Raw genomic sequence first — 16,427 nt, 5'->3', positions numbered from 1 at the left:
GGTGGAGCAGGCGCTCGGCCTGGGCAGGGTCAATTTTCACGAATAGGCCGTAATGCCGACACACGTGTTCCTGGGGCCGACGATGCCTGGGGAAGCCGCCTCGGGCGTTCTGCCCGAGGCGGTTCTGCATCCGCCTGCCGCGCATGGTGATCTTCTTCGCCTCGGCTGTGCGGCCGGGGACGTGGTCGTGCTCGTCGATGGCTACTACCACCACCACGCTTCGGTCCGGCACAAGGAAGTTCTCGCACTGCTCAGTGCGGGCGTCCGGGTCGTCGGTTGCGCCAGTATGGGTGCTTTGCGTGCCGCCGAGCTGTATCCGTACGGAATGACGGGTAACGGCGTCGTTTTCCGGATGTACCGCGACGGGGTCGTCGACGCGGACGACGAAGTCGCGGTGACGCACGGGGAAGGGCCTGACTACCGGAAGTTCAGCGTTCCGCTGGTCACCATCCGCCACCTGGCCGAGGTCGCGCGAACAGCCGGGGTGGTCTCCGACGCCGAAGCGCGCGCGGTGGTCGAAAGCGCGCGAAAGCTTCACTACACCGAACGCACCTGGCCGCGTCTGCGGGCGAGTGGCTTGGCGGAGGTGGTCGCGCGGCTCGAGGAATTCGCCGTCGCGCACCCAGCGGCGGCGGACGTCAAGGTGGCCGACACGCTCGACACGCTGACGAAAATCGCGCGCCGGGAGATCGTGCCCGCCGGGGAAACTCCGGAGTGGGCGCGGACGCCGGACTGGCGGAATCGTTTTCTGGACGAATGGCGGACGCGATTCTCCGTCACGGAAATCGACGGCGTCGAAGTGAGCCGGGCCGACGTGATCCGGTATCACCAGCTCTACGCCGGCGATTTTCCGGCGCGCTGGCGGAAATTCGCGCTCGGGCAGATAGCCGGGGGAGCGGACGTGCTCGCCGAGGTGGCACGTTTCGGGCTCACTCCGGAGTCGCTCACCGAAGCACAGACCGCGGAATGGCTCACCAATGACGAAATCGACCGGCTGTCGCCAGAAGAAGCGCTGATCCGGGTGCTGGTCCGGTCGTTGCGCATACCTTCGCCGACTTACGAATTCGCGGCCGCGGAGCCGCTGCTGGCCGAAGATCCGCTGGTGCGGCGCAAGGTCGCCGAGTCGCACGCGGTCAACGCCGAGGTGGCGACGTGGCCAGGGCGGCGCGGCGCCGAGCACCTCAAGCGGGCCGTGCTGATCGAGAGCTTGGCGCGGGCGTGGGACGTCGACGGAAACGAGGAAGGCGTGGTGCTCGCCGCGGCCAGGGATCGCGGGTTCCGTTCGCTCGGCGACGCGGCCGGCGCGGCCCGGTTGTTCTTCCTGCACAGGCGATTCCGCGAGCTCAGGCGGGATGCCACGTGAGGAAGGTCTTCTTCGACGGCACCCACCGCGTGCGGCGCCCGGAGCACACCTGGGCGCTGGTCGAGCCGTTGCTGCCCCGCTTCGGTGTCACGCGGATCGCGGACATCACCGGGCTGGACGTGATCGGCGTGCCGGTGGCGACCTCCGTCCGGCCGCTGGCCAAGAGCCTGAGCGTCTCCCAGGGCAAAGGGCGGACGCCGCTGCTGGCGAAGATCTCGGCGGCGATGGAGGCGATCGAACTGTGGCACATCGAGCACGTGCGCGGACCCGTCCTCTTCGCCGGGACACCCGCGCGTGAACTGGAGCTCGGCTATGCGGTGACCGACCTGGTGACCGCGCCTTCCGCGCTGGTCACCGACGCGACCGCGCTGGACTGGGCCGGAGCGACCGGTCTGGTGACCGGGCGGGCCGTGCCGGTGCCGTCGGCGCTGGTGAGCTTCGCCGGCCACAGCGAACGCCGGTGGTCGCCACCGGGCCTGCGGTCCGACAGCAACGGCCTGGCGTCGGGCAACAGCCTGGCGGAGGCTGCCCTGCACGCCTTGTACGAGGTGATCGAGCGCGACGCGCTGAGCCGGTATCACGAACCCGAAAGTCTCGACCTCACCTCGATTCCCGACGAAGGTTGCCAAGACCTGGTGGACAAGGTGGTCTCCGCCGGTGCCACCCTGACCGTCGCCCCGATTCCCAACCGTTTCGGCGTTCCGTGTTTCGACGCCCGGATCTGGAGCCCGGATTTCGCGATCGGCTGTCAGGGATCGGGTGCGCACCTCGACCCGGCGGTCGCGCTTTCGCGGGCGATCACCGAAGCCGTGCAAAGCCGGCTGACGGCGATCGCGGGCAGCCGTGACGATCTCCCGCCGATCTATCACCGCGTCGAGATCGGCGCCGAGGAACCGCCGCGGCCCGCCGAGCGGCTCGTGGGCTGGGGCGGGTTCGGCGCAGAAGCCGCGGGACCGTTCGAGGATCTCGACACCGAACTGGCGTGGATCGGGAAACTGACCCAGCAGGTCACCGGTTTCGAGCCGCTGGTGACCGACTTGAGCACCAGGCCCGAATTCGCCGTCGTGAAGGTGATCGTCCCCGGCACCGTCGTCGACGAGGAGCGCGTCCATCCGAGCCGCTGACCGTGCTCGGGTCAGTCGTCGGCGGGGTCCTCGCCCCGCCACCAGTCGCCGAGTGCCGCGATCCGCGCGACGACCTCGACGGCGAGTTCCTCGGTACCGGCCCTGACCTGGGTGAGGAGCGCGGCCGCCTGCTCCCGTGATCGCTCCGCGGCTGCCGGTTCTTGACAGTTCGCCAGTGTTTGGAGCGCGTGAGCGTGGTCCAGCAGGTAGCCGTGCCCGGCCGCGATCTCGCAGGCCTGACCCGCGTCGCGGATCGCGCCTTCGCGGTCACCCGTGTCCAGCCGCGCGGCCGCGAGCTCGATCAGCGCGCGAGCCTGCTCCCTCGGGCGCGACGTGATCGTGCCCGCGATGGCCGTCTCGATCGCCTCACCGGGCCTGCCGGTCCGGCGCTGCCAAGCGGAAAAGCCTTGCAGCAGCGCCGAGTTCCAGTAGGGCAGCCGGTCGTCGTCACCGGCGAGCCGCCTGGCCAGCGTCAGGTGCCGCCCCGCCGAGCCGAGGTCGTCCACCGCCAGCGCCGCGCGCCCGAGCACGACGAGTGAGCCGACCTCGTGCCACGGCGACGCGATCCACCGCGACTGCGCCAGCGCTTCCTGACCCAGCTCCGTGGCCAGATCGGGGCGCCCGGCCGCGAGTTCGGTCTCGGCGAGGTTGCGGACCGTCTCGGTCACGCCCATCCGGTCCTTGACGTCGTGCCAGCCGTCGAGCGCGAGCGCGAAGCCCCGCAACGCGGCGGCGAGTTCGCCGCGGTACAACGCGCTCATCACCAGGATCGACCGGCAGCGCACCCGCAGGTACGGCAGGTCGAGTGCGCGTGCCATCTCGTAGGACCGTTCGAGCATCGTTTCGCCGCGCGCCGTGTCGCCCAGGTGCACCAGTGCCAGCCCCAGATCGAACAGGTTGTTGCTCTGCCCCGCCTCGTCCCGGTCGTCGACCGCGAGCCGCAGCGACACCTCGTAGTGCTCGATCGCTTTGTCGTACTGCTCCGTTTCGAACGCGATGGCGCCGATCCCGGTCTGGGCGCGTGCCTCGCCGACCGCGTCGCCCGCCTCGTGGAACAGCCGCGCGGCGCGCGTCATGTGCTGCTCCGCCTCGGCGTAGCGCGTGCGGTGCAGGTGCAGCTGGCCCAGCCCTCGCCGCATGCCCGCCTGGGCGAGCAGGTCGCCGGACCGCTCGGCCGCGGCGAGCGCCGCGGTGAACGCGGTCAGCCAGATCGAGTCGTGCCGGTGCCGTTGCAGGTACATCTGCAGCGCGTCGGCGAGCAGCCAGATCTCCAGTCCGGCCGCGGCGGGACCGCAGATCAGCGCGACCATGTTCTCGGCTTCGGCGTCCAGCCACCGCATGGCGTCGGCCGAGTCCGTCCACAGTGGACCGGACGGCGCGGCCGGCGAGGTCATCGTGTGCGCGTCGGGGTAGAGCAGATCGCGGGCGGAACCGGCCCGGCCCAGGTAGAACGCGAACAGCTCACCGAGCGCCTGGTCGCGTTCGGCCGCGGTTTCGTGATCGCGGGCCCGTTCGGTGGCGAATTCCCTGATCAGGTCATGGAAAGTGAACCGGTCCGGCGCGCGGCGCCCGATCAGGTTCGACGCCGCCAGCTGACCGAGCAGCCGTTCGGCGTCGTCGTGGTCCACCGAGTTCACGGCGGCCGCCGCGAGTACGTCGAACTCCTGGCCGGGGATCAGGCTCAGCCTGCGGAAGAAGCGCGACGGCGACGGTTTCAGCGCGCTGTAGGACAGATCGAAGGCCGCCCGCACCGCTGCCTGGCCGTCTCCGTCTATCTCCAGCGCGTCGAGTTTCTTGCCAGGCAGCAGTTTGCGCAGATAGTCCGCGATGGTGCGGCTGGTCGAGGTGGCCAGGTTCGTCGAGGCGATCCGCAGCCCGAGCGGGAGCAGCCCGCAGGCGGCGACGAACTCGTTCGCGGCGTCGGGCTCCGAGGCGACCCGCTCGGCGCCGATGACGTTGGCCAGTATCGTCTTGGCTTCGCTGACGGTGACCATCTCGACGCCGAACAGCCGCGCGCCGTTGAGCGCGCTCAGCCCGTGCAGGTTGTTGCGGCTGGTGACGACGACCGCGCAGCCCGCCTCCGCGGGGAGCAACGGCCGCACCTGATCCGCGCTGGCCGCGTTGTCCAGGACCATGAACACCTTGCGCCCGCTCAGCCGCGAGCGCAGCAGCGCGCCCTGCTCGTTGACGTCGTGCGGGATCTCGTCCGCCGCGACGCCGAGCGCGCGGAGGAAGGAGGCCAACGCGTCGGTCGCGCTCAGTGGCGGGTTGGCCGAGAAGCCGCGCAGGTCGACGTACAGCTGGCCGTCCGGGAACTCGGAGCGCAGTTCATGCGCGAAATGCACCGCCAGCGCGGTCTTCCCGGCGCCGGGCGGGCCGGCCAGCACCGCGATCGGGACCGCGAGCCGGTTGCCCGCGGCCCCGGTCGCCAGCGCGCGCAGCCGCGCCATCAGGTCGCCGCGGCCGACGAAATCGGCGATGTCGGCGGGCAGCTGGAAGGGCGCGACCCAGGTGGGCGGCCTGCTCGGCGGCGGTTCCTGCCGAGGCGGGGCGTGCTCCTGGTCGTCGGCCAATACTCGTTGATAAAGGCCCCGCAGGGAGGTGCTCGGGTCGACCCCGAGTTCCTCACGCAGCAGCGTGGCGAGCTTCTGGTAGGCCGCCAGCGCGTCCGCCTGCCGGTCCGAGCGGTGCAGCGCCGTCATCAGCTGACCCCAGAAGCGCTCCCGCAGCGGGTACTCCTCGGTGAGCGCGTACAGCTCGCCGGTCAGCTCGGTGTGCCTGCCCAGCGCCAATTCGACGTTGACCACGCGTTCCCACGCCTGCAGCCGCTCCTCGACCAGCCGCGGCGCCTCCTGCGCGTGCAGGAAGTCCGACTGGACGTCCGAGAACGGCGTGCCACGCCACAGCGCCAGTCCTTCGCGCAGTTCACGCGCCTCGGCGGTGTTGTCCCGCGCGGCCCGCGCCTGGTCGGCCTTGCCGATCCGGTCGCGGAACCGGTCGAGGTCCAGCGTGCCGGGCGCGACGTCCATGGTGTAGCCGCCGGGCCGGGTGCGGACGAGCCCACCGGCTTCGCCGAGTGCGCTGCGCAGGCGGGTCACATGCGTCTGCACCGCGTTGCGCGCGCCTTTGGGCGCCGTGTCGGCCCACAGCCGGTCGATCAGCTCCTCGACCGAGAGCAGCCGGTTCCCCCGCAGCAGAAGGCTGGTCAGGAGGATGCGTGCTTTCCCTGACTGCAGCGGCACCGGCGACCCGCCGACCGTGGCGGTCAGCGGTCCCAGCAGCCGGAAGTCGCCGTCGCTCACCGGATTACCCGGCCTCGCATGACCACGTGCTTCGGGTGGGACAGGACCGAGGGGTGCAGTGCGGGGTCCTCGTCGTAGATCACCAGGTCGGCGGGAGCACCGTCGACGAGACTCTCCAGCCCCAGCCAGGATCGCGCGGCCCACGACGCGGCGCCCAGCGCGGTGTCGGCGGGCAGGCCCGCCTTGCCCAGCCAGCCGACCTCCTCGGAGACCTTGCCGAAGGTGGCGATGTCGGTGCCCGCCAGCACGGTCACCCCGGCCTCGTGCGCGGCGCCCACCATCGGCACCATCATCTCCCACCCGGCACGCAGCCAGGTGTCGTTCGGGCCGGGTTCGGGTGCGGCGTCCATCTCCACGATCATCTCGGCGAACGTGGTCAGCGTGGGCACCAGCACGGTGCCCTGCGCCGCCATCCTGGCCAGCAGCCCGTGATCGAGATTCATCCCGTGCTCGAGGCTGTCGGCGCCGGCATGGACGGCGTTGTGACACCCCTGGGCGGTCTGGCAGTGCACGGCGACCCGCCCGCCCGCCTCGTGCACCGCGGTCACGACCTCGGTCAGCACCTCGATCGGGACGGCGTCCTGACTGGGCGTCCAATCCCCGATGACCTTGCACCACCCCGACGAAGCCGATGCCTCTTCGACCGCGGCCCGCGGCAGCTCGTCCAGGCCGACGTGCCGTCCCGCTCCCGGGAAGAAGTGTCCCGAGGTGGCCAGCCACTTGCCGGAGGAGTAGACCTTCGGCAGCTCGGGGTCGTCGTCGACCCATTCGGGCAGCCGGACGTTGGACCCCGGCACGCGCACCACGAGCACGCCCGCGTCCCGGTGCCCGCCGAGGTCCGAGACGAAGGCCTCTTCGGTGAAGGTGTCCGTCGGGAAGCCCGTTCCCGGATGGGTGTGCAGGTCGGCCAACCCCGGCAGGATCCAGCCGCCGTCGGAGAGCCACTCCGCGTCGCCGTGCCCGTCCGTCCGCAGCCGATCGCCGTCGACGAGGAAGGTCTGTTCCTCCCGGGCGGGCAGCGTGACCCCGCGCACCTTGAAAGCCACTTCCCGAACTCCGTTCCCGATAGCAGGCGCCCCCGGGCGCACGATACCGAAAACGCGACGGCGCTGTGGCCCATGTCTCACTTCGGTCGGTGCGGTACCGACTGGCCGGTATCCAAGTGACGCAATCGTTTTCCATTGTGACCGCGGCGCGACACTCGTCCGGCACAATGAGCCGCATGGGGGCAGAAGAACGCGACAAGGACTGCCTGTGGGTGACTGTCGGGCACAGAGAGCAAGGTGAAGATCCCCGCCGATCGCGCTTCGGCAGGGGGCAGCTCGTCACGGTCCGGCGGGGCAAGCGGGGTTTCGCGAGCGTGCGCTGCGACTGCTGTGACTCGATGCTGCGCGTGATGGTGCACGGCTCGCGCTACGACCGGTCGATGGGTGAGGGGCGCGACGACGGACTGCTACGGGTGACCGCCTTCGCCTGGCTCGGTTTCCTCGCTGGGATCATCCCGTTCGCCTGGGGCGCCGGGGTGCTGGTGTCGGCCGTGTGCGCCGCGGTGGGCGTGGCGATCGGCCTGCGCTGGATGCCGATGGACGAGGCGCCGAAGCGGTACCCGATCGCCTATGTCATCGGGGGCACGAAGCCGCTGAAGCACGTGGCGCGCGGGGCCTACGTCGCGACCACCCAACCCGCTGTGACGTAGCCCGCGCTTGGATACCTACTGGTCGGTATGCGACGCTGGTGTGGTGTCACACCGTCCGTGCGCCCAGCATCCGCAGCACGAGCTCGCCGTATTCGCGCCCGAGCGCGGCGGGGGACTGGCGGGTGCGTTCGGTGTACCAGCGGGCGACGTCGACGCCGAGCGAAAGCACCGCGCGGGCGGCCGTCCACGAGTCGGGGACGGTGAACACGCCGTCGGCCACGCCCTGGCCGATGACGTCGCGGACGATCTGTTCGATCCGGCGGCGCAGCTCGGCGACCACCGCGAGCTCCTTGTCCGGCAACGCCTGCAGCTCGTACTGGACCACGCGCGCGACCGTGTGCCTGCGGGCGTGCCAGGCGACGAAGTCCTCGGTCAGCTCGCGGATCGTCCCGACGGGGCCGATGTCGCGCGCGACCACGTTCTCGACCAGCGCGAGCGTCTGCTCGTGGCCGTTCTTGCTGATCGCGAACAGCAGCGCGGCCTTGGACGGGAAGTGGACGTAGAGCGCGGCGGGACTCATCCCGGCGCCGCCCGCGATGTCCCTGGTCGTGGTCGCGTGATAGCCCCGCCGGGCGAACGACTCGACCCCGGCGAGCATCAGGCGGCGGGCCGCCTCTGGCTGGACGTCCGGCCACAGTTCGGCGGACAGCGACACGGTCATCGCCGGTTCCTCCTCCATCACCGGCGGGGTTGACACACCCCGCACGTTCCGCCCAGTGTAATAAGCGGGCGCTTAGTCAGAACAGGAGATCCGCACAAGTGAACTCGTTCAAAGATCGGGTGGCCATCGTCACCGGGGCCAGCCGCGGTATCGGGCTCGGTATCGCCAAGGAACTGGTGGAACGCGGCGCCAAGGTGTGCGTCACCGCGCGCAACCCGGAACCGCTGGCCGAGGCGGTCAACGAGCTCGGCGGCCCGGACGTGGCGATCGCCGTCGCAGGCAAGTCGGACAACGCCGAGCACCAGGCCGAGGCCGTCGCCAAGACGATCGAGGCCTTCGGCAGGCTCGACATGCTGGTCAACAACACCGGCATCAACCCGGTCTACGGCCCGATGCTGGACATCGACTTCGACGCCGCCGCCAAGATCATGGCCGTGAACCTGCTGGCGCCGCTGGCGTGGACGCGCGCCGCGCGCGACGCCTGGATGGGCGAGCACGGCGGTTCCGTCGTCAACGTCGCCTCGGTCGCCGGCCTGTTCGCCTCGCCCGGCATCGGCATGTACGGCGTCAGCAAGGCCGCGCTGATCCGGATGACCACCGAGCTCGGCGCCGAACTCGGGCCGAAGATCAGGGTCAACGCCGTCGCGCCCGCCGTGGTCAAGACCAAGTTCGCCACCGCGCTGTACGAAGGCCGCGAGGAAGAGGTCGCCTCGGCGTACCCGATGAAGCGGCTCGGCGTGCCGTCCGACATCGCGGGCGCGGTCGCCTTCCTGCTGTCGGAGGAGGCGGGCTGGGTCACCGGCCAGACGCTGGTCCTCGACGGCGGCATCACGCTGGTCGGTGGCATGTGAGCACCGAGATCGCGGGCGCGGGCGTCGTCGTCACCGGTGGCGGTGGCGGGATCGGCGCTGCGCTGGCCCGCAAGTTCGCCGGCGCGGGCGCACGCGTGGTCGTTTCCGACCTCAGCGCCGACGGCGCGCAGGCGGTCGCCGAGGAGATCGGCGGCACCGCCGTCACCGCGGACGCGGCGAGCGAAGAGGGCATCGAGCGGCTGATCGCGGTCGCGCGCGAGAAGCTCGGCGCCGTCGACCTGTTCTGCGCCAACGCCGGCATCGCGCCCAACGGCGGCCCGGAGACCCCCGAAGACGTCTGGGCGCGCGCCTGGGACGTCAACGTCATGGCGCACGTGCGCGCCGCCAAGCTGCTGCTGCCGGACTGGCTGGAGCGAGGCAAAGGTCATTTCCTGGCAACGGTTTCCGCGGCCGGTCTGCTGACCAGCCTGGGTTCCGCGCCGTACGCGGTGACCAAGCACGGCGCGCTGGCGTTCGCCGAATGGCTGAGCGCCACCTACCGCCATCGCGGCGTCACCGTGCAGGCGCTGTGCCCGCAGGGGGTCAACACGGACATGTACCAGTCCACCGGTGAGGCGGGCGCGCTGCTGATGGGCGCGTCGCTGATCGAGCCGGACAAGGTGGCCGAGGACGTGCTCAAAGCCGTTGGCGGCGAAGAGTTCCTGATCCTGCCGCACCCCGAGGTCGCGCAGTACTACGCCGCGCGCGCGACGGCGACCGACCGCTGGCTCGGCGGGATGAACAAGCTGCAGCGGAAGGTCGAAGACGCACTTGGCTGAGGACTGGGCGCCCGAAGTCGAAGAACTCCGGCGCAGGCGTGCGCTCGCCGAGCGGATGGGCGGCCCCGAGAAGGTCGCCCGTCAGCACGGCGCGGGCAGGCTGACGGTCCGCGAGCGCATCGAAGCGTTGGTGGACAAGGGTTCTTTCGACGAGATCGGCGCGCTCGCCGGTTCGGCCGAGTACGCCGGGGACGGCACACTGGTCTCGTTCGTGCCCGCCAACTTCGTGGTGGGCACCGCCCGGCTCGACGGTCGCCGGGTCGCCGTGGGCGGTGACGACTTCACCGTCCGCGGCGGCGCGGCCGACGCGGGCATCATGGGCAAGCAGATCCACGCCGAGCGGCTGGCCAACGAGCTCGGGATGCCGCTGGTGCGGCTGATCGAGGGCACCGGTGGCGGCGGCAGCGTGAAGATGCTGGAACAGCACGGGTTCACCTACGTGCCGTTCAACCCTGGCTGGGACCTCGTGGTCGACAATCTCTCGGCGGTGCCGGTGGTTTCGGCGTGCCTGGGTCCCGTCGCGGGCCTGGGCGCGGCCCGCGCGGTCATGTCCCATCTGTGCGTTCTGGTGGAAGGGGCCGGTCAGCTGTTCGTCGCCGGGCCGCCGCTGGTGAAGCACGCGACCGGCGAGGACCTCACCAAGGAGGAACTCGGCGGCGCGGCGGTGCATCGCCGCAGCGGCGCCGTCGACGTGATCGTCCCGTCCGAGGAAGCCGCTTTCCAGGCGGTGCGCGATTTCCTGGCGTACTTGCCGTCCAATGTGGACTCACTACCGCCTGTCGTCGGCAGTTCGGACGATGTTTCGCGTCGCGAGGAGGGCTTGCTTTCGCTCGTGCCTCGTGACCGTCGCAAGCCTTATCGGCTGCGGCCGTTGCTGGACGCCGTCTTCGACTCCGGGTCCGTGTTCGACTACGCCTGCTACGGCGGCTCCGCGTACGCGGGACTGGCCAGGCTGGACGGTCACCCGGTCGGCGTCATCGCGACGGATCCCTACCGTGGCGCGACGCTGACCGCCGAGGGCGCCGACGCCATCACCCGGCTGGTCGACCTCTGCGAGACCTTCCACCTGCCGATCGTGAACCTGACCGACCAGGCGGGCATGGTCATCGGCCTGGCCGGTGAGAAACGCGGGTCGATCCGCCGCGGCGCACGGGCGATCACCGCCGTGTACCAGGCACGCGTGCCGGTCGCCGAGATCATCGTCCGGCGCGTGTTCGGCGTCGGCGGCGCCGGCATCACCAACCGGCACCGGCTGGTCCGCCGCTGGGCCTGGCCGTCCGGCGACTGGGGTTCCCTCCCGGTCGAGGGCGGCATCGAAGCCGCCTACCGCGCGGAAATCGAGGCCGCCGAGGACCCGGCCGCCCACATCGCCGCGATCCGCGAACGCCTCGACGCGGTCCGCTCGCCGTTCCGCACCGCCGAGAAGTTCGCCGTCGAGGACGTCATCGACCCGCGCGACTCGCGGCCGCTGCTGTGCGAGTGGGTGCACGACGCCTACCGGGTGCTGCCGAAACTGCTGGGCAGGCCGTCGTTCGGCGTGCGTCCCTGACCCCGGTTTGAAAGGTGATCATCCGGGTACCTTGCCCGCGAGGTGAGAGCTATGGGAACCGGTCCGGTGATTCTGGGCTTCGACGGGACGCCTGTGTCCGAGCGCATGGTGGCCGAGGTCGGCGAGCTGCTCGGGGAGCGTGACGCGCTGGTCGTGACGGTGTGGGAGACGGGCCGGGTGTTCGACCTGGGCGCGGGGCCCGCGGCGACGCTGACCGGCCCGGTGGCGCCGATCGACCTGCGGACCGCCGAGCAGCTCGACAAGGCCGCGCACGACTCCGCGCAGCGGACCGCCAGCCGTGGCGTCGAGCTGGCGCTGGCGGCCGGGCTGCGTGCGGAAGGGCTCGCCGTCGCCGATCAGGTGACGGTGGCCGAGACGCTGGTCCGGCTCGCCACCGAGCACAAGGCTTCGGTGATCGGGGTCGGGGCGCACCGGCACGGCAGGCTCAGCGAGCTGTTGCTCGGCAGCACCTCGAAGGACGTGCTGCGGCTCGCGCCGTGCCCGGTCTTGGTCATCCGCGACGAGTCGTGAGCGACGGCCGAGCGGGTCAGGGGTAGGCGGGGAAGTTCGGCGGGCGGCGCTCGTTCCAGCTGGCGAGGCCCTCCGGGAGTTCCGGGCGGCCGAAGGAGTCGAGCATCAGCGCGGTGGCCTCTTTCGCGGCCGCCTCGAGCGGGAGCGCGGCCTCGCGGAAGAGCTGCTCCTTCATGATGGCCATCGAACGCGGCGCGCTGTGCGTCGCCAGTTCGGTGGCGTAGGCCTGCGCGCGGGGCAGGAGCTCTTCGGGCGGCAGTACCTCCTGCACGAGCCCGTAGTCGAAGGCCTGCTCGGCGGTGAACGTGCGGCCGGAGAGCAGCAGGTCGAGCGCGCGGCCACGGCCGACGAGTTCGGGGAGCAGCTTCGCGACGCCGTACTCGGCGACCAGCCCCCGGCGGGCGAACGACGTGGTGAACTTGGCGCCGGCCGCGGCGAAGCGGACGTCCGCCGCGCAGGCGACGACGAATCCGAGCCCGGCGCAGCCGCCGTTGATCGCGGCGATGACCGGCTTCGGCGTGAAGGCCGCGGCCAGCACGTTGCGGAAGCCGTCGTGGTCGTCGAGATCCGCGGTCGGCGGCGCGCTGGAGATGTCGCCGAGCAGCCCGAGATCCGCTCCCGGGCAGAAAGCGCGCCCCGCGCCCGTGACGACGACGGCGCGGATCGCCGGGTCCTCGCCCGCCGCGCGCAGCAAGGTGCCGTAGCGGATCTGCATGGCCTGGTCCATGGCGTTGTGCCGGGCGGGCCGGTCGAAGGTCACCGTGGCGACCCCGCCGTCGACCACGTGGCCGACACCGTCCACTGTGGACTGCTGATCGGATCCTGGGCTCATCGCTCCATGCTAAGCGGTCGCTTAGCCTTCGTCGAGCCACCGTGTCGGGCAAACCGCCCAAAACGGCCGGTGGGCGCATCTCGCACCGTGACCGGTCGCCGGGGAGTAATGTTCACGGCTGTCCGGGTGACTCCGGGTGACAATGCCACGCCGAGACCAACCAGTCGGTATGCTCACCGTCCGAGTGGGACGGTCCGCGGCCTGGCCTGCCAGGCAAGGTGACGAAGGTGGCGCAGCGATGACGAGAGCAAGTACCCGTAAGCCGGCCGTCGCCGTCGACGTGCACGCCGACGAGACGTCCGTGCCGCGGCGGCTGCTTTCCCACGCCACGAAGCTCTTCGCCAAGAAGGGCTTCGACCGCACCTCGGTCCAGGAGATCGTGGAGGCGGCAGGCGTCACCAAGGGCGCGATGTACCACTACTTCGGCTCCAAGGACGATCTACTCTACGAGATCTACGCGCGCGTGCTGCGCGAGCAGACCGAGCAGCTGGAGAACGTCGCCGTCACCGAGCAGCCACTGCGCGAGCGGCTCCGCGCCGCCGCGTCGGACGTCGTGGTCTCCACGATCGCCAACCTCGACGACAACAAGATCTTCATGCAGTCGATGCACCAGCTCAGCGCCGAGAAGCAGAAGGCGGTACGCGCGGAACGCCGCAAGTACCACGAGCGCTTCCGCACCCTGGTGGAGGAAGGGCAGTCGACCGGCGAGTTCCGCGGCGACAAGCCCGCCGACGTCATCGTCGACTTCTTCTTCGGTTCAGTGCACCACCTCGGTTCCTGGTATCGCCGCAGCGGTTCGCTCTCGGCTCGCCAGGTCGGCGACCATTACGCCGACCTGCTCCTGTCGTCCTTGCGCCCCGACTAGTCAGGCGGCCGGGACCTGGCGAAGACATCGCGTGGCCGGATCTCGTCGAGCCTGCGTTCCACCACCGTGCCCGCCGGCCAGAGGCTGACCAGATCGAGCAGCGACTCGGCCATTTCCGGCGCCAGCCCGGCCTGATAGCCCTGCTCGGCGAGACTCGACCTGAGCGCTTCGGTGTATTCGGCCTCGGTGAAGCCGCGTAGTTCGGCCACCCGTGCCGTGGTGGTCCCGCGGTGGGAATTGAGTCCGGAGAACGCTCTTCCGCAGCCGCACTGGGTGTCGGGATCTCGTTCGCCCCTGGCGCAGGCGGGCTCGATGAACACGAGCTCGCCCTCGACGCACCAGTTGTAGTCGTTCGTCCGCTTGCCCTGGGTCTGGCCGGTGGCCACCAAGATCTTCATGTCCGTCTCCTGTCCTCGCGTGCTGGTTCTCTTGATGATCCAGTGATAGCAGGAGACACCGACAGTTTCGGGAAACCGGCTCGGATCGTGAGTGTTCCCAACGGTTCTCACCGTCGGCAACGCTCACGACCCGAGGTAGGTGGCGGCGAGTGCGGCGGCCGTTTCGGCGAGTTTCAGGCGGAGCTCGGGTGGTTCGAGCACCTCGAGTCCCGCGCCGAAGCGGAGGAAGTCGGCGAGCGCGTGCTCGGCCGACTCGATCGGCACGGTCGCGCGCACCCAGCCGTCCGCGTCCGGTGCGCTCGCGGTGTCCTCAATGGACTTGACGGCGGCCGGGTTCATCATGTCCGGCAAGCGTTCCATCGAGAACGGGGAGAGCCGGATGACGGCTTCGGCTTGAAGGCGCCGAGCGTCGAAGTCGGCCAGTGAGGACTGCCAGTACCCGGCGAGATCGAAGTTTTCGGGACGCTCGAAGCTTTCGTCGAGCACTTCGAGTTCGAGTATCTGCGAGACCCGGTAGGTGCGCGGGCTTCCGTTGCTCGCGGCGACGAGATACCAGCGGCCCGCCTTGAGCACGAGGCCATACGGATCGAGGACACGCACGACGTCCTGCGGTGCTTTCCAGCGGTGGTAGAGCACGCGTACCCGCCGCGCGTTCCAGACGGCGCCCGCGGCGGTTTCGAGGTGCGGTGTGCTGTCGCCCTCGTGGTACCAGTTGGGGGCGTCGAGATGGAAACGCTCCTGCAGCCGCCCGGCGCGGTCGCGGAGTTCCGGTGGCAGCGCGGCCGTGAGTTTGAGTGTGGACGCGGCGACCGCGTTGCCCAGTCCCAGTTCGGCCGCGGGGCCGGGCAGGCCGGTGAGGAAGAGGGAGCCCGCTTCCTCGGCGGTGAGGCCGGTGAGCCTGGTCCGGTAGCCGTCGAGCAGCTGATAGCCGCCCGCGTGGCCGGCGTCGCCATAGAGCGGGATCCCGGCTGCGTGCAGCGAGTCGACGTCGCGGTAGATGGTCCGGACCGACACCTCGAGCTCGTCGGCGAGCTGGCGCGCGGTCATGCGGCCACGGGTCTGCAGCAGGAGCAGCAGTGAGACCAGCCGGGACGCGCGCACGATGCCGGTATACCACCGCCGGTCAGCGGCCGTTCGGCGGAGCCCGGAGGGGCCGGCGCGGAGAAATCAGGCGAAAACTGTCGGTGGGGCTCTCTAGGGTCGGTTGTATGAAAACTGGGTGGAAGACCTTAGGTGTGCTGGCCGCGGCGGCGTCGCTCGTGGCCGGAGTGGCGAGCCCGGCGAGCGCCGGTGCGCGGATCGGGTGGGCGGCCACCTGGTCGGCGTCCGTGCAGGCGCCCGTGGCGGGCCTGATCGGGCCCAACTGGTCGGAGGACGGGTTCGCGAACCAGTCGGTGCGGCAGGTGGTCAGGGTGTCCGCCGGTGGCGCCGCGGTGCGGCTGCGGCTCTCGACCGCGTACGACAAGACGCCGTTGCGGCTGGCAGGCGCCACGGTCGGGCTGGCGGGCGCGGGTGCCGAGGTGAAGCCGGGCACGCTGCGGCCGGTGACGTTCGGGCATGCCGCGTCGGGCGTCTTCGCGCCCGGCCGGGAATGGCAGAGCGATCCGGTGGCCTTGCCGGTGGGGCCGCTGGACCGGCTGGCGGTGACGTTCTACTTCGCCGAGCCGACCGGGCCGTCGACGTTCCACGCCTTCGCGACGGCCACGAGCTACCGGGCGGCCGGTGACCACCGGTTCGATCGCGGGGCCGGTGCGTTCGGCGAGACCACGTCGTCCTGGTACTACCTGGCCGGGGTGGACGTGCTGGGCGTCGCGCGGCCGCACTCGGTGGTGGCGTTCGGCGACTCGATCACCGACGGCGCGGGCGCGACCGAGAACGCGGACAACCGGTATCCCGACGAGCTGGCCGAGCGGCTGGCCGCGGCGCGGCGTCCCGTCGGGGTGGTCAACGCCGGAATCGGCGGCAACCGGGTGCTCAACGACTCGACGTGCTTCGGGGAGAAGGCGACCGCCCGCTTCCAGCGGGACGCGCTGGACCAGCCGGGGGTGCGGACGGTCATCGTGCTGGAGGGGATCAACGACATCCACTCCGGCGGCGTGGACTTCCCCTGCTTCCTGCCGAACCCGGTGATCACCGCGCGGCAGCTGATCGACGGGCACCGCGCGCTGATCAAGGCGGCCCACCGGGAAGGCGTCCGGATGGTCGGCGCGACGATACTGCCGTACAAGGGCTCGGCGTTCTTCACCGAAGCGGGGGAGAAGACACGCGACGAGGTCAACGCCTGGATCCGCACCAGCGGCGAGTACGACGCGGTGGTCGACCTGGAGCGCGCCACCGTCGACCCGGCCGACGGCGACAAGCTCAACCCGGCCTACGACAGCGGCGACGCACTGCACCCGAACGACGCGGGCTACAAGGTGATGGCGGCCGCCGTGGATCTCGGGCGCCTGTAAGGACTCGTGAGTGGTATGACCGG

General features: G+C 70.6%; 15 protein-coding genes. 9 read left to right on the top strand and 6 right to left on the bottom strand.

The features are described 5' to 3' along the window. Window positions 1–82 precede the first annotated feature (82 nt). Complete coding sequence (locus AB5J62_RS25300) at window positions 83–1,363, top strand: TfuA-like protein (RefSeq protein ID WP_370942425.1); 1,281 nt, start codon at window positions 83–85, stop codon at window positions 1,361–1,363. Beyond that, window positions 1,360–2,487, top strand: a complete 1,128-nt coding sequence (locus AB5J62_RS25295) for a YcaO-like family protein (RefSeq protein ID WP_370942424.1) — start codon at window positions 1,360–1,362, stop codon at window positions 2,485–2,487. The genes AB5J62_RS25300 and AB5J62_RS25295 overlap by 4 nt, the downstream gene beginning before the upstream one ends. A gap of 11 nt (window positions 2,488–2,498) precedes the next feature. Here AB5J62_RS25295 and AB5J62_RS25290 read toward each other — a convergent pair whose 3' ends face one another. Both AB5J62_RS25290 and AB5J62_RS25285 read right to left on the bottom strand, forming a co-directional pair. Next, complete coding sequence (locus AB5J62_RS25290) at window positions 2,499–5,789, bottom strand: BTAD domain-containing putative transcriptional regulator (protein ID WP_370942423.1); 3,291 nt, start codon at window positions 5,787–5,789, stop codon at window positions 2,499–2,501. After that, window positions 5,786–6,835, bottom strand: a complete 1,050-nt coding sequence (locus AB5J62_RS25285) for an amidohydrolase family protein (RefSeq protein WP_370942422.1) — start codon at window positions 6,833–6,835, stop codon at window positions 5,786–5,788. Before AB5J62_RS25285 ends, AB5J62_RS25290 begins: the two co-directional genes overlap by 4 nt. A gap of 176 nt (window positions 6,836–7,011) precedes the next feature. On the opposite strand from AB5J62_RS25285, the gene AB5J62_RS25280 reads away from it, so the two are divergent. Next, window positions 7,012–7,485, top strand: coding sequence for a hypothetical protein (locus AB5J62_RS25280; protein ID WP_370942421.1), 474 nt, complete (start codon window positions 7,012–7,014; stop codon window positions 7,483–7,485). 46 nt (window positions 7,486–7,531) lie between these two features. On the opposite strand, the gene AB5J62_RS25275 is transcribed toward AB5J62_RS25280, so the two are convergent. Then, entirely contained in the window at window positions 7,532–8,146 is a 615-nt protein-coding gene (locus tag AB5J62_RS25275; protein WP_370950328.1) for a TetR/AcrR family transcriptional regulator, read from the bottom strand. Window positions 8,147–8,244: 98 nt separating this feature from the next. On the opposite strand from AB5J62_RS25275, the gene AB5J62_RS25270 reads away from it, so the two are divergent. The 4 genes from AB5J62_RS25270 to AB5J62_RS25255 are packed head-to-tail and all read left to right on the top strand — an operon-like array spanning window position 8,245 to window position 11,856. Then, window positions 8,245–8,997 carry an SDR family oxidoreductase gene (locus tag AB5J62_RS25270; RefSeq protein ID WP_370942420.1) on the top strand — a complete coding sequence of 251 codons (753 nt, stop codon included), beginning with the start codon at window positions 8,245–8,247 and terminating at the stop codon, window positions 8,995–8,997. Then, a complete protein-coding gene (locus AB5J62_RS25265) occupies window positions 8,994–9,776 on the top strand; it encodes an SDR family oxidoreductase (protein ID WP_370942419.1) in 783 nt (260 codons plus the stop codon). The genes AB5J62_RS25270 and AB5J62_RS25265 overlap by 4 nt, the downstream gene beginning before the upstream one ends. Beyond that, entirely contained in the window at window positions 9,769–11,325 is a 1,557-nt protein-coding gene (locus AB5J62_RS25260; protein WP_370942418.1) for an acyl-CoA carboxylase subunit beta, read from the top strand. Before AB5J62_RS25265 ends, AB5J62_RS25260 begins: the two co-directional genes overlap by 8 nt. A 51-nt stretch (window positions 11,326–11,376) precedes the next feature. Continuing rightward, window positions 11,377–11,856 carry a universal stress protein gene (locus AB5J62_RS25255; RefSeq protein WP_370942417.1) on the top strand — a complete coding sequence of 160 codons (480 nt, stop codon included), beginning with the start codon at window positions 11,377–11,379 and terminating at the stop codon, window positions 11,854–11,856. 16 nt (window positions 11,857–11,872) lie between these two features. Here AB5J62_RS25255 and AB5J62_RS25250 read toward each other — a convergent pair whose 3' ends face one another. Beyond that, a complete protein-coding gene (locus AB5J62_RS25250) occupies window positions 11,873–12,688 on the bottom strand; it encodes an enoyl-CoA hydratase-related protein (protein WP_370942416.1) in 816 nt (271 codons plus the stop codon). A 238-nt stretch (window positions 12,689–12,926) separates the two neighbouring features. Between AB5J62_RS25250 and AB5J62_RS25245 the strand changes: the two genes are divergently transcribed. Beyond that, window positions 12,927–13,553, top strand: a complete 627-nt coding sequence (locus AB5J62_RS25245; protein WP_370942415.1) for a TetR/AcrR family transcriptional regulator — start codon at window positions 12,927–12,929, stop codon at window positions 13,551–13,553. On the opposite strand, the gene AB5J62_RS25240 is transcribed toward AB5J62_RS25245, so the two are convergent. Next, window positions 13,550–13,951 (bottom strand): hypothetical protein, encoded by a 402-nt coding sequence (locus AB5J62_RS25240; RefSeq protein WP_370942414.1) that lies wholly within the window; start codon window positions 13,949–13,951, stop codon window positions 13,550–13,552. The genes AB5J62_RS25245 and AB5J62_RS25240 overlap by 4 nt on opposite strands. Window positions 13,952–14,074: 123 nt before the next feature. After that, window positions 14,075–15,052, bottom strand: coding sequence for a helix-turn-helix transcriptional regulator (locus AB5J62_RS25235; protein ID WP_370942413.1), 978 nt, complete (start codon window positions 15,050–15,052; stop codon window positions 14,075–14,077). Window positions 15,053–15,159: 107 nt separating this feature from the next. Here AB5J62_RS25235 and AB5J62_RS25230 point away from each other — a divergent pair, with 107 nt between their 5' ends. After that, entirely contained in the window at window positions 15,160–16,404 is a 1,245-nt protein-coding gene (locus tag AB5J62_RS25230) for an SGNH/GDSL hydrolase family protein (RefSeq protein ID WP_370942412.1), read from the top strand. Window positions 16,405–16,427 lie beyond the last annotated feature (23 nt).

The sequence above is a fragment of the Amycolatopsis sp. cg5 genome, assembly GCF_041346955.1.
In the GTDB taxonomy this organism is placed as follows: Bacteria; Actinomycetota; Actinomycetes; order Mycobacteriales; family Pseudonocardiaceae; genus Amycolatopsis.
The sequence above is the reverse complement of the archived record's forward strand: the minus strand, read 5'-3'. Positions and strand labels throughout refer to the sequence as shown.